The organism is Enterobacter cloacae complex sp. IR5450, assembly GCF_049238665.1.
GTDB lineage: Bacteria > Pseudomonadota > Gammaproteobacteria > Enterobacterales > Enterobacteriaceae > Enterobacter > Enterobacter hormaechei_C.
Window position 1 is genome coordinate 1 of sequence record NZ_JBMKIC010000004.1, and the last position, 18883, is coordinate 18883.

General features: G+C 54.8%; 22 protein-coding genes and 1 pseudogene. All 23 read left to right on the forward strand.

What is annotated here, in order from left to right; translation table 11 throughout:
* Window positions 1-144, forward strand: a pseudogene (locus ACOTYB_RS05085) (hypothetical protein); the annotation flags it as partial.
* A 31-nt stretch (window positions 145-175) separates the two neighbouring features.
* Complete coding sequence (locus ACOTYB_RS05090) at window positions 176-664, forward strand: DUF2280 domain-containing protein (protein ID WP_112930155.1); 489 nt, start codon at window positions 176-178, stop codon at window positions 662-664.
* Window positions 661-2229, forward strand: coding sequence for a terminase (locus tag ACOTYB_RS05095; protein WP_348575460.1), 1569 nt, complete (start codon window positions 661-663; stop codon window positions 2227-2229). Before ACOTYB_RS05090 ends, ACOTYB_RS05095 begins: the two co-directional genes overlap by 4 nt.
* A gap of 11 nt (window positions 2230-2240) precedes the next feature.
* On the forward strand, window positions 2241-3692 hold the full coding sequence (locus tag ACOTYB_RS05100; RefSeq protein ID WP_421765760.1) for a DUF1073 domain-containing protein: 1452 nt from the start codon (window positions 2241-2243) through the stop codon (window positions 3690-3692).
* Window positions 3628-4614, forward strand: coding sequence for a phage minor head protein (locus ACOTYB_RS05105; RefSeq protein ID WP_421765771.1), 987 nt, complete (start codon window positions 3628-3630; stop codon window positions 4612-4614). Before ACOTYB_RS05100 ends, ACOTYB_RS05105 begins: the two co-directional genes overlap by 65 nt.
* Window positions 4615-4671: 57 nt before the next feature.
* Window positions 4672-5154, forward strand: a complete 483-nt coding sequence (locus ACOTYB_RS05110; RefSeq protein ID WP_017693193.1) for a hypothetical protein — start codon at window positions 4672-4674, stop codon at window positions 5152-5154.
* A gap of 69 nt (window positions 5155-5223) precedes the next feature.
* Window positions 5224-5406, forward strand: coding sequence for a hypothetical protein (locus ACOTYB_RS05115; RefSeq protein ID WP_017693194.1), 183 nt, complete (start codon window positions 5224-5226; stop codon window positions 5404-5406).
* 12 nt (window positions 5407-5418) lie between these two features.
* Window positions 5419-6807 carry a DUF2213 domain-containing protein gene (locus ACOTYB_RS05120; RefSeq protein WP_409248766.1) on the forward strand — a complete coding sequence of 463 codons (1389 nt, stop codon included), beginning with the start codon at window positions 5419-5421 and terminating at the stop codon, window positions 6805-6807.
* Window positions 6808-6810: 3 nt separating this feature from the next.
* Window positions 6811-7245, forward strand: coding sequence for a hypothetical protein (locus tag ACOTYB_RS05125; RefSeq protein WP_277105989.1), 435 nt, complete (start codon window positions 6811-6813; stop codon window positions 7243-7245).
* Window positions 7246-7255: 10 nt separating this feature from the next.
* Window positions 7256-8353, forward strand: a complete 1098-nt coding sequence (locus ACOTYB_RS05130; protein WP_047716508.1) for a major capsid protein — start codon at window positions 7256-7258, stop codon at window positions 8351-8353.
* A gap of 9 nt (window positions 8354-8362) precedes the next feature.
* On the forward strand, window positions 8363-8728 hold the full coding sequence (locus ACOTYB_RS05135; protein WP_219989889.1) for a hypothetical protein: 366 nt from the start codon (window positions 8363-8365) through the stop codon (window positions 8726-8728).
* Window positions 8729-8730: 2 nt separating this feature from the next.
* On the forward strand, window positions 8731-9111 hold the full coding sequence (locus ACOTYB_RS05140; protein ID WP_421765761.1) for a DUF7370 family protein: 381 nt from the start codon (window positions 8731-8733) through the stop codon (window positions 9109-9111).
* Complete coding sequence (locus ACOTYB_RS05145; protein WP_032665489.1) at window positions 9111-9281, forward strand: hypothetical protein; 171 nt, start codon at window positions 9111-9113, stop codon at window positions 9279-9281. The genes ACOTYB_RS05140 and ACOTYB_RS05145 overlap by 1 nt, the downstream gene beginning before the upstream one ends.
* A 151-nt stretch (window positions 9282-9432) precedes the next feature.
* Entirely contained in the window at window positions 9433-9789 is a 357-nt protein-coding gene (locus ACOTYB_RS05150; protein WP_421765762.1) for a hypothetical protein, read from the forward strand.
* A gap of 2 nt (window positions 9790-9791) precedes the next feature.
* Window positions 9792-10232: a hypothetical protein gene (locus ACOTYB_RS05155; protein ID WP_045898304.1), complete on the forward strand. Its 441-nt coding sequence runs from the start codon at window positions 9792-9794 to the stop codon at window positions 10230-10232.
* Window positions 10229-10612, forward strand: a complete 384-nt coding sequence (locus ACOTYB_RS05160; RefSeq protein WP_045898306.1) for a phage tail termination protein — start codon at window positions 10229-10231, stop codon at window positions 10610-10612. The genes ACOTYB_RS05155 and ACOTYB_RS05160 overlap by 4 nt, the downstream gene beginning before the upstream one ends.
* A gap of 63 nt (window positions 10613-10675) precedes the next feature.
* Complete coding sequence (locus tag ACOTYB_RS05165; protein WP_421765763.1) at window positions 10676-11419, forward strand: Ig-like domain-containing protein; 744 nt, start codon at window positions 10676-10678, stop codon at window positions 11417-11419.
* 57 nt (window positions 11420-11476) lie between these two features.
* Window positions 11477-12148, forward strand: a complete 672-nt coding sequence (locus tag ACOTYB_RS05170; RefSeq protein WP_047727152.1) for a DUF6246 family protein — start codon at window positions 11477-11479, stop codon at window positions 12146-12148.
* Between the two features lie 12 nt (window positions 12149-12160).
* Window positions 12161-15064 (forward strand): tail protein (tape measure), encoded by a 2904-nt coding sequence (locus tag ACOTYB_RS05175; protein WP_421765764.1) that lies wholly within the window; start codon window positions 12161-12163, stop codon window positions 15062-15064.
* Complete coding sequence (locus ACOTYB_RS05180; protein ID WP_395312629.1) at window positions 15064-15561, forward strand: hypothetical protein; 498 nt, start codon at window positions 15064-15066, stop codon at window positions 15559-15561. Before ACOTYB_RS05175 ends, ACOTYB_RS05180 begins: the two co-directional genes overlap by 1 nt.
* A complete protein-coding gene (locus tag ACOTYB_RS05185) occupies window positions 15561-16031 on the forward strand; it encodes a hypothetical protein (protein ID WP_058685234.1) in 471 nt (156 codons plus the stop codon). Before ACOTYB_RS05180 ends, ACOTYB_RS05185 begins: the two co-directional genes overlap by 1 nt.
* The gene (locus ACOTYB_RS05190; protein ID WP_058685235.1) at window positions 15994-16410 is read left to right on the forward strand and encodes an NlpC/P60 family protein; all 417 of its coding nucleotides are present in this window, start codon (window positions 15994-15996) and stop codon (window positions 16408-16410) included. Before ACOTYB_RS05185 ends, ACOTYB_RS05190 begins: the two co-directional genes overlap by 38 nt.
* A complete protein-coding gene (locus ACOTYB_RS05195) occupies window positions 16397-18877 on the forward strand; it encodes a host specificity factor TipJ family phage tail protein (protein WP_421765765.1) in 2481 nt (826 codons plus the stop codon). Before ACOTYB_RS05190 ends, ACOTYB_RS05195 begins: the two co-directional genes overlap by 14 nt.
* Window positions 18878-18883 lie beyond the last annotated feature (6 nt).

An 18883-nucleotide genomic window follows, 5' to 3' on the forward strand; every position in this document is an offset into this window, starting at 1 on the left:
GTCGAAGAATTCACTGGTGTCGTACGTCGATACGGTGCCAGCAAAGAAGTACAGGAGCTCGTTGATGCGGCCAATGCGCCAGCAGAAGTGGCTCACATCGATATAGCCAGGTCATGCGGGACGTGCATGCTGAAGTTGGCTTAACTTTTGGATTGTTCTGGACGAATGGTGATTTATGGCTGCGTTAAAACCGGAAGTGAAAGCCTTCATCATTCAACAGCTTGCATGTTTTGACACTCCATCGATTGTGGTCGACGCCGTCCAGAAAGAATTCGGCATAAAGATCACACCGCAGCAAGTTGAGACGCACGATCCTACGAAGGTTAGCGGTCGCGGCCTGGCGAAAAAATGGGTAGCGCTATTCAATGCGACAAGGACCCGTTTTCAAACCGAAATAGCCGAAATCCCTATCGCGAACAAAGCATATCGCCTGCGCGTTCTTGATCGCATGGCTACGAGAGCAGAAGGGATGAAAAACATGGCGCTCACTGCCGCACTTATGGAGCAGGCAGCGAAGGAAGTAGGTGACGTCTACACCAATAAGCAAAAGGTGGAGCAGAATGTCATCGCCACCCATAACGTAATGCCGGTTCCGTCATGTGACAACGTGGATGACTGGGAAAAAGCGGCGCAGAAACAGCAGGGCGAGGTATTAGGTGGATGAATTACAAAGCAGTATGGAAGCCACTGCCTGGCTCGCAATCACTGTCACTGAGTTGCCCGTGTAACGAAATCCTTTACGAGGGGACGCGCGGACCCGGAAAAACAGCCGCGCAACTGGCTCGCTTCCGTCGCCTAGTTGGCCTTGGGTATGGTTCGTTCTGGCGTGGCGTCATTTTCGATACAGAATATAAAAACCTAACCGATATCATCACGCAGTCAAAGCGTATGTATCGCCTGTTTAACGACGGGGCTCGTTATCTTGCATCCGCCAGTGAATTGCGCTGGGTCTGGCCGACCGGAGAGGAACTGCTTTTCCGCTTCGGGAAAGAAGAGAGCGACTACTGGGACTATCACGGACAGGAATTCCCGTTTATCGGCTTTAACGAGCTGACGAAACAGCAGTCTGCTGAATTCTACGAAATGATGTTCTCCTGCCGTCGATCATCTTTCAGGCCAGAAAACTACCCTCTGCCTGACGGTAGCATGCTGAAGCCTATTCCTCTGGAGACGTTCAGTACGACTAACCCATTCGGGATAGGGCATACATGGGTAAAGAAGCGCTTCATTGAGCCAGCACCGCGCGGCACCATCATTCGAGAAACGCAGAAGGTTTTCAACCCGCAGACTGAGCGCGAAGAGGATGTGACGCTGACCCGCGTGGCCATCCACGGATCGTTTAAAGAGAACCCGTACCTCGACCCGCAGTACATCGCTACCCTGATGGCCATCAAAGACCCGAACCGGCGCAAAGCGTGGGTAGAGGGCTCATGGGATGTGACCAGCGGCGGGCGATTCGACCACCTGTGGAATGAATCGCTGCACGTCATTAAGCCATTCCGCATACCGGATAGCTGGACAGTTGACCGCTCGCATGACTGGGGTGAGTCGAAGCCGTTCGCAAATCTGTGGTGGGCGCAGGCTGATGGTACTGCCGCCGAGCTGCCAGATGGTCGACAGTTCTGCCCGCCGGCAGGGACAATAATCCTGATTGGAGAATGGTACGGCTGCCCACCTGACGAGCTGAACAAAGGTCTGAATATGTCATCCACCAACGTCGCGAAAGGCGTGGCGTGGATTGACAAGCGGCTGGTGGGCGAAGAAGCCGACGAGCCGGAAGAGATTCAAATCGACGGTGTCACGCAGGGCCAGCTTCACATTATGCCGGGCATCTGTAGCGAAGTGATCCCCGGACCGGCTGACGGGGCGATATTCAACACCGGCGATAACGAGTTATCGATCGCTCAGAAGATGGAAGCGCAGGGAGTTACCTGGTTGCCAGCTGATAAGAAGCCTGGATCCCGTATCAATGGCGCATCTCTTTTTGCGGATATGCTCGAAGCGGTAGTTGAAGGCGTGAAGCTGGAATCAGGTATGCCTGAGAAGCCGGCATTCTACGTTTTTGACTATTGCCGTGGCTGGATAAGCCGCATTCCGGTGCTCGTTCGTGACGATAAAAACCCTGATGACGTCGACACCCAGCAAGAAGACCACGACTGGGATGGAACACGTTATCGCGTACTGCATTCACCACAAAAAATCACCGGCATGTTGGTGCGATCGCGCTGACGGAGGACATCGTGACCGAAAGCGAAATGAAACAACAGCGCGCCAGTAACTCCAGTGTTGAGAGGGAGCGTAATAAAAACCTCTCAATGCTGTTTAACGGCACCAGTAATACCAAACGCCAGCGGCTCTATCAGGAGTTCGGCTACCCACTGCACCTCACGTTTGATGACTTCTACCGGGCGTACCGGCGTAATGCTGTGGCTGGTGCAGCCGTGACGCGCATGCTCGACGGCTGCTGGGAAGACTACCCGGATGTTTACGAAGGCGACCAGACAAAGGACGCATCGAAGCAAACGGCGTGGGATAAGCGTGTCAACAAACTACTGAAGCGCTGCTGGGAGCAGATTAAAGGCGCGGACCGCCGTAACCTTGTTGGGCGTTACTCTGCGATTCTGCTTCAGATTAAAGACAGCAAGAAGTGGTCTGAGCCTGTTGACACCACCATTGTGGGAAGGCTTCAGGAAAAGGCACTCGTTAAGCTGATTCCTGCGTGGGAAGCGCAAATCGACCCGGTTAACTGGGACGATAATCCTGACAGCGAAACGTTCGGCGAAGTTACGATGTACTCGTTCACAGAACTGCCGGTTGACGGAAACTTTGACGCCCGACCTGGGCGAATCATCAACGTCCACCCGGATCGCGTAATCATCCTGGCCGAGGGCTCTGATGATGGCGTTATGACTTCAGGCAAGTCTCTCCTTGAGGCTGGCTTCAACAAGCTGCTGGACATCGAGAAGGTTAGCGGTGGTGCGTCTGAGGGCTTCCTGAAGAACGCCAGTCGCCAGCTCAACTTTAACTTCAGTGCTAAAACCAGCTTTTCTCAGTTAGCGCGCGCCCTTGGCGTCAGCGAGGCGCAATTATCTGAAGGGCTTGATAACCAGGTCCGGCGGTTGAATGACAGCACTGATAGCGCAGTCATCATGCAGGAGGGCGACACCAGCGTACTGTCTGTAGCTGTTGCTGACCCAGAGCCGACATGGCGTACCGCGCTGAGCGAGTTCTGCGCGACCGTTCCTATCCCTGTGAAAGAGCTCGTTGGGATGCAGACGGGTGAGCGCGCCAGCACTGAGGATGCCAAGGGCTGGGGGCGAACCAGGATGAGCCGCCGGAAAGGCTTTCTGACCGACGTAATCACGGATGTGGTTTCGCGCTTCTGGACGCTTGGAATTATCCCTCCAGCTCAGGGGGAGGAGATTACAGTAGGTTGGTCTGATCTGCTGGCGCCGAGCCAGGCAGAGAAGATTGCCAACATGGACAAACTCGCGGACGTGGCCGTTAAGTCGACAAACGCGTTTGGACGCTCGGCTATCGAAGAGAACGAGATCCGCGCTGCTGGCGAACTGCAACCACTACCTGAGCTTGATGATGAGGTTCCGCCTGATGGCAACAAACCAAAACCTGATCCTCTGGCCTACCCTCAACCAGAAGCCGAAAAGTCCGGTGATACCACGGTCGAAAGTTGACCCCACGATGTCGCGCAAGTCCGTCAGCAAGATGGAGCGCGACATTGAGGAACGGTATTACGCGATAAAGGTGGCACTGAAAGCCCTGTTCGACCATCGCCTGACCGGGCGAGAGCGTGAGGCAAACAGCCATAACTGGCATTTCCTGTGCCACGACAACGGCGCGGATATGCGGCTCTACCAGGTCAACGCCGGAAAGTTCATCTACGACATGTCGGCGCAGGAACTGGCGGATTTGCTTGAGGCGGTGCAGTCCATTCTCGACAATTACCTGCTTGATGGCGGCGAGCAAAACCTCTGGGCGATGGATTACGTCGTCGCAGAAGCTCAGCGCGGCACGCTGGAGGCATTCAATAACCTCTCGCAGCAGTCGCAGGTGTACGCCAGCCAGACGACGCTGCAGCAGCTTTTAAGCAGCCCCGGTTATCTGAATCAGATATCGGCGGCCAGGCTGACAACGTTCAGTGACTGGAAGGTAATCAGCGACACTGCCCGTGGCGACCTGACCAACATCATCACCGATGCTGTAGCGCGCGGGGTTAATCCTCGCGAGACAGCCAGCGTCATCAGCAAGCGCCTCGATGTGTCGATGTCGAAGGCAAAGAACATTGCTCAGACTGAGCAGGTCGGCGCGCTGCGTGAAGCTCAATGGAATGAAACGGACTGGGCTTCCGAGAGGCTCGGGCTGAACACTGGTCTTCTCCATCTTTCTGCGCTGAAGCCTACCACCAGGACAACGCACGCATTCTGGCATGGAAAGGTCAGAACCGTGCAAGAGGTGCGCGACTGGTATGCGGTTGATGGGAACAAATACCATTGCTATTGCAGCCAAATCCCAGTGCTGCTCAACGATGACGGCAGCATATTCAACCAAGGGCTGGCGGATAAGTTGAAGAAAGAGCGTCAGCAGTGGAGAATTTGATAGTTGTAAGTATGATTTTTTAGAGACATATTAGTGACCTACACATAGGAGATGAATATGTCTTTTTATAACAACATTCAGAAAAAATTATCAGAGTTAAGAGACGCTCAGGAGCAGTACTGGGCAGACCTCCAATCCCGCATCGACTATTTCCAAAATGGTCTAATAACCTATCTTGGTGTGGATGAATCAGTATTATATGATTCGAAAGATAAACGCTATCCCATTGTTACTGTCGGAAATATGAAGGGTGATTTCGTAGAAAAGGTCCCAGGACATAAAATGGAAAGGGTTGAAGGTGAGATCAACTCCTTGCTTTTCTATGTGCAAGTAAATCTTTCTAAAGCAAATAGCGAAATTATTGATAGCAAAAAAATATTAAAGTGCCTTATCTGGCGTAGAGGTGATGATTACTTCGTTAATGTCGAAGATGTAGAGGTAAAGTGCAGAAGAAAAACTAGCACAAATGACTTTACTTTAGCCTATGACGAAATTTATAAAAATCTTGAGAATCATTTAGACAAAAGAAGCTACGAATAACATTAATCGATTAATCAAGGTCGCTTCGGCGGCCTTTTTTATTGTCTGAAATCCACCAATGAGGCCCATATGAGCGGCGTTTATTTCGAATCGAAGAGACTTGGTGATATCTCATGCACGCACGTTAAGATCGGTGGCGTCGAAGCGATGATGAAGCAGGTAGGCGATCGCAAGGTCATCAAGTCACAAGGCCGCGGCAACGTCCGCCAAGTAAAAGCTATCGTCAGAGCGTTACACAAAACCATCCAATAACGAGGATCAAGCATGAAACGCAACCGCGTTAACGTGCTGACCGTCGTCAACTCCGCTTCAAACATCACCACTGAAACCATCGACGGCAAGCCACATATCGTGGTTCGCGGCATCACGCCTGTCGTGGACGATATCGTGATGAACCGGAAGTTGTACCCGGCAGCAGAAATCGAAAAGGCCTACAACACGCTCGAGCGTAACCCGATGCCGCTGGGCCACCCGAAAGTGGACGGCAAGCATGTGTCGGCGCGAGATGTCCGGGCGGTGAACGAGTACCACGTCGGTGCATGGCTACAGAACGTCAGCCACAAAGACGGCAAAGTGACGGGTGATATGTACGTTAACCGCCAGTACGCCGAATCCAGCGAGAAGGGTAAGCGCCTGATTAATCGCCTGGATGAGATGCTGGCCGGTACCAACTCCGACCCGATCCATATCTCCACCGGCCTGCTGTATTCCGGTATCGCCGCCAACGGCGAGTCGAAGGGCAAAAAGTACAACGAGATCGCCACCAACATGATGTTTGACCATGTGGCGGTGCTGCTTGATGAGCCCGGCGCCGGTACGCCGGAGGAGGGCGTGGGCATCTTCGTTAACTCAGAAGGTGATGAGCAACAGATTGAATTTGTCCGCCTGGCTGACGGAATCGACTGCACCCGCGATGGCCTGATCAACAAAACAAAATTCTTCTTTACCAATGCCTCCAACTTTTCCTTCGACGACATCCAGCGCGCAATCAGTGAAAAGCTGCGAGAGGGTCGATCTGATGACAACTGGCTTTGGCCAGAGTCGGTATGGCCTGACACCTTCGTATACCGGGATGATTCCCGTTATTTCAAACAGAAGTACATCATCGACGATGACGGCAAGTCCCAATTCGTCGGCGAACCTGTAGAAGTCGTGCGCAAACAACCTGAGTACGAGATTAAAACCAACGGAGAGAACGATCCGATGAAAGAACTGATTATCAATGCGCTGCAAGCCGCTGGTAAGCCGACTGAAGGCAAGTCCGACGCCGAGCTGATGGACGCATACAACCAGATGAAAGCCGAAGAAGCCATCGCCAAGAAAAAAGGCGATGAAGAAATCGACCCGGAAACCGGCAAGCCCAAGAAAAAAGAGCAGGCCGCCAATAACGAAGAGATGCCAGCGTGGGCGCAGAAACTCGCCGATCGCGTGGACGTCGTTTTCAACAGCCTGAGCGCTAACGCCGATAAAGAGAAAGGCGAAAAGCGCGCGGCTGTGAAGCTGGCGATGAACATGAGCGACGACGAAGTCGCGGATCTGGACGGTAAGGCGCTCGACGCCATGTACGCCAAGTGCCAGACATCTTTCGGCCTGAACGGTGCATTCCGCCATCAGGCAACCAACACCCAATCAGTCAGCGAAATGCCGGAGTAAAAAATGGCTAAAGACGGAAAGCATATTATCCACGCCGGCGGCGTGTTCCCTAATCCGCTGCTTAACCGCGAAGGCGTGGCGGCTGCATCGACTCTGCCTGGTACTGTTGGCTTCTTCAGTACTGCTGACAAGTTCACGGCCTCTGTGGTCGGGGCAGAATCCGCCATCAAGTATGTGGCAAACAAAGACTACCTGCGCTGCCTGAGTGTTGATGACGCAATCCCAGCCAATGAATTGGTTGTTGGTATTCATCCGCTGCCTGGCATGTTCCTAAATGTGCGAGCAGCAGCGGGCACTTACACCAAAGGCCAGCCGGTTGCAGTAGCCAACGGTCAGATCACTGCGGTTGTAGATGATGCCGCCGTATTCGCTTATGTCGAAGAAGATAAAGCAGTCACTGCGGTGGCGGGCGATCTGATTCGCGTTGTGTTCAAATAAGGAGCACTGAATGTTTGTATTCTCCAAGTCTATCGGCGAGAAGACCGGTAACCTCGCGGTAAACCAGGCGCAATGGCGCGCTCTCGAACTTGAGCGAAACGCCAGTGCTCAGGCAGCAGCTGATTTTCTGGCGCGCACTCAGTTCCGTGGTGATGCAGAAAACGCCCCTTATCTCGACGCGGTGAACGCAGTTGACGATATCCGCCGCCTGTATCGCGCTTTCGACACAACTGTGCTTCAGCAGTTCGAGCCAAATACCGAATTCACCCTACTGAACGATCTGATGCCGCTCTCTCGCTCCGTGCGAATTGAGCAGTCTCGTTACGATTACGCTCGTACCGGCGGCCGCGGCTGGGCTCATACTTCCATGTCCGGTCAGGTTGGTGCGGCGCTGGATGCTCGCAGCTATTCCTTCGATGGCACCATGGTACCTATTCACGACTCGGGCTTTAAGTTCGAATGGCGTGATCCAATCTTCAACAGCCCGCAGGCATTGCAGTCGCAGGCTGATGCGCAGCGTGGTTCGGTTGAAGACGTTCAGCGTCGTTACGTTGACTACATCTTCAACGGCTTCCGCGACAAAGCTGGCAACTTCGCAGTGTTTGACGGTCTGACCTGGAAAGGGTTGCGTGACGATGAGCGCGTAGCGCAGATCGACCTTGGCGCTTCAGGCCTGAACATCGATTTTACCTCTGGCACAGCAACGTCTCAGGACATCCGCGCCGGGGCAATCGCGCTTCGTGATCAGATGCGTCGCGTAAACAACCAGTATGCAGAGCAGACCTGGTATGTATCCGGCGAAATCATCTCCAACCTGGAACGCTACTTCTCCGACAACTTCCAGTCCGGAACGATCATGGATGAAATCCTGAAGCTGACCGGTGTAGCGGCGATTAAAGAAGACAGCCAACTGTCAGGTAACGAAATCGTCATCGTTCCACTGAGTGCAGGTGTCATTGCTCCAATCGTCGGCCAGGCTATCGGTACCGTTGCCTCCCCCCGCCCGGAGTACAACAGCGACTACATCTGGCGCACCTGGGGTGCAATGGGGCTGATGGTCAAGCAGGACATCAACAACAAATACTCCGTCATTCACGCATCAAGCTAAGGATAAATCATGGCACTGGTAGAAATCGTGGCAAGTAACCTGCACGCCGGTGCCAATCTCCGCAAACTGGAGGTTGGTTCGGTGGTGGATGTTGACGACGCAACGGCTGAGCGCTGGATCAGCGCTGGCAAGGCGAAGGAAACCGACAAGAAGAAAGGCGAGAAGCTTACCTTCGAAGTGGCAACTCCGTCCGCGCAGGCGGCAGACCTTTCTGGCCTGAAAAAGCAACTCGCGGACGCGCTGGAGCAGAACCAAAAGCTAATCGCCGATGGTGAAGCAAAAGACAAGGCTCACGCCGACGCACTGGCAGCAGAAACAAAACGCGCTGACGAAGCCGAAGCGGCACTGGCAGAAGCAACCAAGAAGGCGAAATAACCATGGCTGACCCAATCACAGCGGCAGACGTGCAGGCGTACCTCGGTGAATTGGGTTACACCATTCCCATGGCGTTGCTGGATCCGATTCTCTGCGCGGTCAACAAAATTATCCCGTGCCTCGATGGCGCTGGATACGATGATTGCACCGCAAAGCTGATCCTGATGTACGCCGCCGCGCTTATGGCTACGTCGTCTGATGCGCGCCGCATCAAATCACAGGGTGCGCCGTCTGGCGCGTCCCGCTCGTTTGAATATGGTGACGACAGCATTACCTGGCTGCGCGACTCGTTGGCCCGTCTCGATACCAGCGGATGCACCGGTGAGTTACCGATCAGCGCTGGTAATAGTGTCGGCCTGTTCATGGTGGTCGGGGGCTGCTGATGACGTACAAATCAGTTAAGCAAGGCCTGCCGCGTTCGTTTACCCGCGTATGGGTGATGACCGACACCGGGCGGGAAACTACCGGCTACGTGAAATCGGATGGTGAGTGGTTCATCAACTGTCCGCACATTCGGGCGACTGGCGCGAAAGTGCTGAGGTGGAAAGAATGAAGCGAGGCGGGTTACTGAAAAACGGCCGACTTTATCGTGTTGGTGAAGTCGTCATGGACTCTTACATCCCACCGAATCCCATTAAGCGCAGTGAGCAACTGAAAGGCCAGTGTGGAAACGTGACGGTTGTTTTGAGTTGTAAGGAGGGCTGATGTCGTCTACTGCTTCATGGTCATACAATAAGCCGTGCACGATATGGCGTAAGGGCGCGGGCGGTAATGACGAGTGGGGCGATCCTGTCGACCCATACGAACCGCCTGAAACCATCATGTGCGACTACATCGGCGGCCTGTCTGCAAAGCTCGGCTCCATCGGTAAAGAGGTTGTCGTAAAAAACACCTTCTTTACTGCGTATGTGTTAGCTGATGAGGGCGATTACATCCTGATTGGTGTTAGCGCTGAGCAGGATCCGGTCGTAGCAGGTGCTGATGAGGTCCGTCACGTGACGCGCTGGAACGACACTCTCGACGGTCTGGAAGATGACTGGGCGATAATTACGGGAGTGTAGCCATGGGCATCAAAGTGAAGGGCATCAGCCAGGCGAAGAAGCACCTGAACGATGTCATCAACGACGTTAAGGGGCGCAAGGTAATCCGCGCCCTCCAGTCAGCGATGATTCTCATCGGTGCCCGGGCAGCCTATTACACTCCGATCGACACCTCCACGCTTATTAACAGCCAGTTCCGCGAAATTGACGCTGGCGGCGTGCTCATCACCGGGCGCATCGGTTACTCAGCAAACTATGCTGCTTACGTGCATGAGGCGTCAGGCAAACTCAAAGGTCAGCCTCGCGCGCACTTCGGTGTGACCAGTTCCGGGCAGCAGTTCGGCGGCGGGACAGGAACGGGCAACTACTGGGATCCGCATGGTGAGCCTCAGTTCCTGACCAAAGGCGCAAATGACGAGCGCGATAACGTTGATGCGGTGATGCGCAAGGAGCTTTCGCTATGACACCCATGATGCACGAGCGGGTGCGCAACATGTTCGGCGACGCTGGGCTAACTACCGGTTTCACGGTGCAGCAGCTGATGTACGACGACCCGGGAGACCTGTCGAAGGCGATCATGGTGTTCAGGCCTAACGGTGGGTCGAATATCCGAACCAATCTGGGCTCTGAATACCACGTCCTGGTCGACGTCGTCGGCGCAAAAGATAAGCGCAAAGACGCACTCAGCGCTGTGCAACGGATCGTCGATTATGTCCAGGCCAACCCTATGGCTGACGAGTGCGTCGGCTACATCCAGAACATGGGCGCAATTCCCGCGCCGGTGCTCACAGAAGAAGGGCGAATAGTCTTCCGACTCCAGTTCGCCTGCACTTACGGCGAATAGCCATCCCCAACCAAATAACCCGCTTCGGCGGGTTTTCTTTTATACGTCAAAGAGGAGTTTCACATGGCTAATTGCCAGAACTCGAACGAGCGCCTGTTCGGCGGTGCGGTCGTGCTGGAAGTCGCCGATGGCTGCCCGGACGTCAAGCCACTTGAGTCTGAGTGGATGGCGCTGGCCGCTGGTACGTCGAAGGGCTTCGACTTCAACCCGAACTCGGTTACCTCTGATGCGGATGACGGCGGCGGCTATGTCGAGACCATCATCACCAACAGTGATTTCACCCTGAGCTTTGAAGGTGAAGTGCGCAAGAAGGACAAGCTGGATCAGTACGGTGTCGGCAAGTTCATCAAGTGTTTCGCTGACGAACTGAAGGCCAAGCGCCAGCCTGGTATCTGGGTGCGCATGGACTACGGCCCGGTCGAATTTATCGGCTACATGAACATTACGGCGCTGAGCTCTGACGGCGGTACCAACGACATCGTCACGTTCTCTACCGAGTTCAAAGTCGGTGATGCAACCACCATTGAAGTGAATGAGCTGACTGCGGTTGCGGTGACTGGCGTGACGGTAACCCCGACAACCAGCACCGGCACGGCAGGCGGTACCAGCACCTTCACGGTGAACATCGCACCAACCGGCGCTACAAACAAAGATTTCACTGTAGCGACTACCGATGCGACCAAAGCAACGGCTACCGCCTCCGGCAACACCGTTACCGTGACGCGCGTCGCCACCGGCAGCGCGCAGATCATCATCAACACCGAAGACGGAAACTTTGTGGCCGTGCACACGGTTACCGTCACCTAACGGACATTCCAAAGGGCGGCGTGCTGCCCTTGATAATGACCGTTTACTGGAAGGCCTATGACCGCTTTAACCGATATTGGCGAACTCTCTATAAGCGACAGCCGCGAAGGCGGGAAAGACTACCTGCTCAGGCCTTCATTCGAGGCTATGACCAGGATCGGCAGCCCGGAAGAGATTGTGCAGGCATACGCCACCATCCACGGCAATGATGTCGCTCAGCTCATTGAGGTGTGCGCTGGCACGCTGGGGCGCTTTCCTGACTGGCTATCTCCATCATTCAACCGCGCTGCCGAGAAGCTGTTATCAACGTGCATGCTGGTGCTGCAATCGTGCTGCGATGACGACCTGGCGCCAATGATAGGCGAGTGGAAGGGGTGGCGGCACTGCGTCGTATACCGGCCTGGCAGATTGCCAAAGAACGACATTATCGTGCTGGCGCAGCACCTCATGCAGCACGGCATCGTCGGAAAAGCCAAGGTTCGCCAGTTGCAGCGCCATGAAACAGGCGAGCGCACTACAGAGTTTAAAGCATTCGACTACATCAGCGCAGCTCGCAGCCACTTCGGAATGAACCGCACTGAAGCCTCTCAGTTAACGATGACCGAATTTCAGATGCTGCTGTCGGCGAAATACCCGGACCAGAAAGGCTTCACTCGCGATGAATACGACAGCATCGCCGACCAATACCTGGCTAAACAGGCCGCGCGCAGGGCAAAAGCAAAGCAATAACCGGAGAATGACATGGCAGGTGAGAAGAACGCCGGTAGCATCGTTTATGAAATCAGCGCCGACGTTGAGCCGCTGTTACAAGGCGGCAAACAGGCCATTGATGCTCTGGATAAACTGGATGCTGCGGCCCAGCAGTCCGGAAAGGGCATGGATAACCTCGACGAGAGTACCTCACAAACCGGGGCCGCGTTTACAGAACTGGCTGGATATGCCAACTCCATGGACAACCAGCTGCGCAAGCTGAACACCAACGTGAGTGGCATTGCCCGTGCAATGGAAGAGGCCAGAAGCGGCACCGGTGGTGCGAGCAGTGAATTCAGCCGTGCAGAATCCATCATCGAGGCGCTGGGTAACCAGCTGGCTGTGCTGGACGAAGCGCAGGAGAATGGCGCACGTAGTGCCGCAGTTCTGGCTGCACAGTTGCGAGCAGGGTCGAAAGCCACCGACGAAGAGAAGCAGAAGATCGGCGAGTTGACCGGGCGGCTCTTCGACATGAAAGGTGCTGCTGATACTTCGATGGGCAGCAACAAAGGCTGGAAGTCCAGCATGCAGCAGGCTGGTTACCAGGTGCAGGACTTTATCGTACAAGTCCAGGGCGGCCAGTCAGCATTGGTAGCATTCGCCCAGCAGGGCTCGCAGCTCGCTGGCGCGTTTGGTCCAGGCGGCGCGGTAGTTGGCGCAGTGATCGCGCTGAGCTCTGTCATCGCTGGCGTGCTGATTACATCGCTTAATGGTGGAAAGAACGCCATGGACGCGCTGAAAGATGCAGCCGAAGCGATGGATAAGGTGATCACCATTTCCCAAAATGGCGTGGCCGCTCTGTCTGATAAGTACGCGAACCTGGCAAGAACAAACGCCGAGGCAGCAACCATCCTGAGAAATCAGGCAATGATTGAGTACAACGCTGCCATAGCGAAGATCCCTAAATCCATCAACGATGCTTCCAGTTCTATCGTTGGATTCACCGACAAGTTGAAGACTTCTTTCGTTGGTGGTATTGCCTCCATCGATGAATTCAACAAAAACCTTTCTACAGTCGGGGCAACAGCTGACAACTACTCGGCAGCCATGGAGCAAGCAAGGGACGCTGGAGCAAAGTTCACCGTTAACGCCAACGCGATCCAGAACACAGTAACCACGCTTGCGGATAAATTTGGCGTGTCTGAGCAGCGCGCATTCGAGCTAAGCAAGCAACTCTCTGATGTGGCGAACAATCCAACGCCTGAAGCACTACAAAGGCTCGTTCTTGAACTTCAGAGCACAGAGAGTTCGACAAAGTCAGGTGCTGATGCAATAAGGACGTTCCTTGGCCCGCTGACGGAACTCGTTCGAGTAGCTGGCGAGGCCCAGATCAATCTCTCCGGAATGAAAAAAGAGGTCGACAATCTTACCTCAGGGCAGAAGAACCTTATAAAGCAGTCAGAGCGCAATCTGGCACTGTCTAAGCTACAGGGAGAGGCCCGCGCGAGGTTGCAGGCGCAATACGCTGCCGAAGATGCCGGGTTTGCGAAGGATGATCCGCACGCTAAGCAGATGCAGGATGACGCCGCCGCTACGTACAAAAATACGCAGGCGCAGAAAACACTTCAGTCAGAGCAAAAGAAAGGAGCCTCCCAGGCTGATTCTATTGCTCAGAAACTGGCGAACCTGAAGCAGCAGTCAGAGCTAGCTGCCGACTCAACAAACAAGCTGAGCCGCGAACAAGCGATCCTGAATGCTCAGCAGTCACTTGGTAAAGGCGCAACGAAGGAACAGATCGCGCTGGCTGGGCAGTACGCCGCAACAAAATGGGACACTGCCAACGCCATTAAGGCGCAGTCCGCAGCCGAGAAGCTCCTGCCAGAAGCGCGCGAAAACGCCAACTATAAGCAGGATGTTGAGGATCTGAATACCGCTCTGGCTGCTAAGAAAATCAGCCAGGAGCAGTTCAATCAGACATCTGAGAGACTGGAGGCAACCCACCAGGCAAACCTCGCAAAAATCCGCGCGCAGCAGGCGGTGACGTCACAGCAAGAGGCAGTTGCACAGGTTGATCCAGTGCAGCAATTAGCTAATCAGCACGCACAGCAACTGGCCCTTATCCAACAGTTCGAGCAGCAGGGATTATTAGCTCACCAGAATGCATTAGCCCTTAAAAATGCTGCCGATACGCAGTATGAGCAGCAAAGAACCGCTGCACAATGGGAGCTTCTTAGCCAGCAGAGCCTGGGGTACAGCATGCTGACAAGTGCAGTAGATGCGTTTTCAGGTAATGCATCCAATGCGTTAACCGGGCTGTTCACCAGAACGATGTCAGCGCAGGATGCTATGCGTTCGCTCGGGAATACGATGCTGAACAGCGTGGTCAATGCGCTAGTCCAGGTTGGAGTTGAGGCCCTCAAAAACTTCATTATAGGGCAGACATTGGGCGCAGCGGCTACTGCTGCTGGAGCATCTCAGGCTGCAATCTTGGCTACAGCTTGGGCTCCTGCCGCCGCCATGGCGAGTCTCGCTTCATTTGGGGCAAACTCAGTTCCTGCCATGACCGGAATTGCTTCAACGGTAGGCCTGGCACAGGGCCTTGCTTTAACCGGTATGCGTTACAATGGCGGCCCGGTGAATGCAGGAGGTCTTTATCAGGTCGGTGAGCGAGGGAAACCTGAGATTTACCAGGCCAGTACCGGTAAGCAGTACATGATACCGGGCGACAACGGCAAGGTGATCAGCAATAAGGATATGCAGGGTGGGGGAGGCATAAACGTTGTCTTAAATGTTCAGAACTATAACGGTTCATCAATAGATGCGCAGGCCAGTTCTGACGGCAATGGCGGCGTGACTGTGGATTTAATCGTCGCTGACCTGAACAACGGCGGGCCAATCAGTAACGCCATAACCAGCAACATGAACGTTAAACGCACGCCAAGAGGGCAGGGCTGATGCCAATTATCGACTATCCCGACTGGCTGCCGCTGGCGCAGAAGGCCAGCAAAAACATGACGCTCGATACCGGGTTCCAGACCGATCAACCAGCGGTCGGCCCGGCCATCTTCGAGAATCAAACCGACGACCTGAAAGTGACCTGGTCACTGACGTGGATCTTCACTCTGGATGAGGAAAGAGCATTCCAGCAGTGGCTACGCAGCCCGAACTATCTCAACCGGGGACTGAACTGGTTCCGGATGAATATCAACCTAGGCGGCAGCGGTCTCCAGCAGCAGGAGCTTCACTTCACTCAGATGCCGGTGCAAACCAGTATCGACGGCGGGGTGGTGACCTGGACGGGGACCGTTATTGCGAATCACCTCTACAACGCCGACGACGAGTTCGACGACGTTATTGTTGAGCTGCCGCCGCCATGGCCTTCAGTGCTGGATATCGTGGTGACTGGCTATCCGGACGGGCGCGATCCTGAATCACTGCCGAGGGTGCCGTAATGCCTAGCTTCAGGGAATATAAGCAGCAGCGCCCGACACGCGGGCTGTACGACACAATCACGTTTTACCATCCATCCTTTGGCTATGTCCGCCTGGTCGATAAGCAGTTCTTCCCGAAAACGCTTGGCGGCCAGACGTACACACCAGCGCGCTTTGAAATCGAAGAGAGTCAGCAGAGCGGTACGCCGGTTATCGACGCGACGGTGAAGCTTGGGCGGCTGTCGTCGGATATCAAAGCGCTGATGAAGCAGTGGAAGGGCGCAGCCCGGCTGACGGCCATCACAGCAACAAGGCAGATCTTCGACAGCGGTGACGTGTCGGTACCGATTAAGTCCTGGCAGCTATACGTAAAAACGGTCGACATCGACGCCGACGCTGCATCGGTAACCCTCTCCGTGACCAACCCTCTGAACAACAATATTGGTCGCCTTTATGATCCAGTCGAGTATACGGGACTTCAGTACCTCTGATTTTGTTCGGAAGGTGATCGGCGTGCCGTGGGCTAACCGGGCCTGTTCGTTCGAGAAGGTGGATTGCTGGGGATTATGCGTGCTGTATTACCGGCACGTTCTCGGCATTGAGCTGCACCAGACGCCGGACTACGAAGCCGGAGCTGACTTCTTCACCTGCTATCAGGGTGACGTCGTCTTCTGGCACCAGGTTGATAAACCTGTCGAGGGCGGGATATTCGTTGGGTACCGCGGCACGCAACCGGCACATGTTGGTCTGGTACTGAACCGCCAGGCGCTGCACTCGCGCGGCGAGAACGGAAGCGTGCGCATGGACTCGTTACTGGTCATTCAGCGGGCATTCACCAAAGTGGAGTTTTTTTCATATGGCGTTGATTGAGCTTCAGCGTTTCCCGGGAACGCCAAAAGAACGCTACAGGGTGCCAAACGGCACCCTTTTTTATGACTGGCTGGCGGCCAATGACGCTACATTTCACCGCGACCTGCTGATCGTCCGCAATGGCGTGAAGCTTGGCGACGATGACGAGCTGGCGTTTGAGTTGCGCGAACTGGACCGCATCCAGATATTCGACCAGCCTAAAAGCCTCGAATCCCTTCCGCTCATTAGCCCCCTGTTCAAGATAGTCGGGCAGGTATTTTCGTTCCTGGCGCCGAAGCCGGCAATCGCGAACAACGGCGGTAATACCGTCGACTCGCCAAACAATAGCCTGACCGGCCAGACAAACACCGCTCGCGTTTACAAGGCAAAGCCGGACATTTACGGGCAGATTCGTTCGTTCCCGGATCTGATTCAGGAGTCGGTATTCGAATACGTGCACCAGACGTCCACCGACGGCGGCCTGAAGTACGTTACAGAGTGGATGTGCATCGGAATCGGTAAATACGATTATGAGTCCGTGCGCTACTCGGAATCAAGCCTGGGCTCTCTGGCCGGTGCCGAATTCCAGTTCTTCCAGCCTGGCGAAGTAATCCCGCAGATCGTCGAGGGATACGGGTTCGATGACGTAGACGGGCAGGAGGTGCCGGGGCAGAACGAAGCCAGCGATTTTCCGATCGAAACAGCAACGGCAAATACGGTGGTCAGCGGAACGTATTCCGGCGGCCAGATAGCGATGAAAATCGTTAAGCAGGCTGAGTTCGACTATTTCATGGGGCTGGTTCTGCCGCACGCTGTGACTTTCACCATCAACGTGACGTACAGCACGGCCTCAGGCAGCGTCACCACCGACGCGACATTCTCAGGCACGCTGATTTCAGCGGTTGAAACAAACGATGGCGCGGTGGTGAATCCGGTGCGCTGGTACACGTTTACGATGAACCAGCTCGAAGGACCGCAGGACATCCCGGCGAATGCCACGATCAACACCACGAAATTCATCCTCAACGATAACGAGGCGCTGGTGGTTGGGCCGTTCTTTTCCCCGGTCGTGTCAACGCAGCTGTGGCTGCATACCCAGTCCAGCCTCGGCGGGAAGAAAGAGACCAACTGGAAGGTTGTCATCTGGAAAATCGACGACGACTACAACCAGGTGCCGGGAACGCAGCAGACGTTTACGTACCGGCAGACGACGCCGCACCAGTCGACGAGCGAGGTGTTTTATCGCACTGACAAGATCACTCCGACCGGCGGGTTCGGGAAATACGCGGTCAGCTTCCAGCGCACGGATAACTCCGGTGACGCGTCACTGCTCAAGGTCGAAGAGATCCACAGCATCAACATCAGGACAAACGTCGTTCACCCGACCGACACGCTTGTGCGAGTAAAAGTCCGGGCGACAGAGAACGCTCTTGGCAGCCGCGAGCGCAAATATAACGCACTGGTGACGCGCCACACCATTACGTACGACCTGGACACGCAGACGGTGGATTATACACTGCGGCCGTCGCGCTCGTTCGCTGATGCAGTGGCTCACACCTGGCTCATCATGGGTGAGCAGCCGGTAAGCAGCATTGACCTGTACGGGCTGTACTCGATCGCCGAAAGCCTGCCTGATGAGCGACTGGGCTACTTCGACTACACGTTTGACGACGAGAACGACTCACTCGGCGATCGCGTGCAGGCGATCTGCAATGCGGCGTCGGTTGTGGCGTACTGGGATGATGGCGTGCTGACGTTTACTCGAGACCAGAAGGTTGATTACCCGGCGGCCGTATTCAACCGGGCGAACATGAAGACTGACGAGTACAAAATGACGTACGAGGCCACTCTTCCGGGCGGTTATGACGGCGTGCAGGTGTCCTATGTTCACCCGACCACGAACAATAAGACGTACATCAACTACCGCGTGCTGAACGGCGCCATCGTCGAGCAGGAAGCGGAAAACCCAAACAAGCTGGAGATCGTCGGCTTCCGTAATGAATATCAAGCCCGGGAGCGAGCATTACGCGAAACCAAACGCCTGATCTACTCGCGCGTGAAGATGAACGCGAAAGTGTTTGAGGACGGCATTATCCAGGTCGGTAGCGTCATTCAGATGCCCGACATCTACGACAGCAACCAGCAGCAGGGTTACATCACCGGCCGCGCCGGTAATAACTTCGATACCAGCGAGCCGATCAGGTTTACCGGTTCGATGTATGTGCTGGTTACCGACAGCCTGGGTAACCCAACTCTTCGTTATCCGGCCACCGCCCGTAGCGACACGAAGTACGGATTCACCGCGGCTATCCCTAACATTCAGCTCAACATATGGAACGGAGACACTGTGCAGCTCCCATCGCGCTACCTCATAGCGACCGTGGAGGAACTGGACAGCCAACTATGGACGGTTAACAGCATCAAACCTAACACGGACAACACTGTATCTCTGACAGTCGCGGAATACAGCGACGCCATCTACGAATAAGAACCG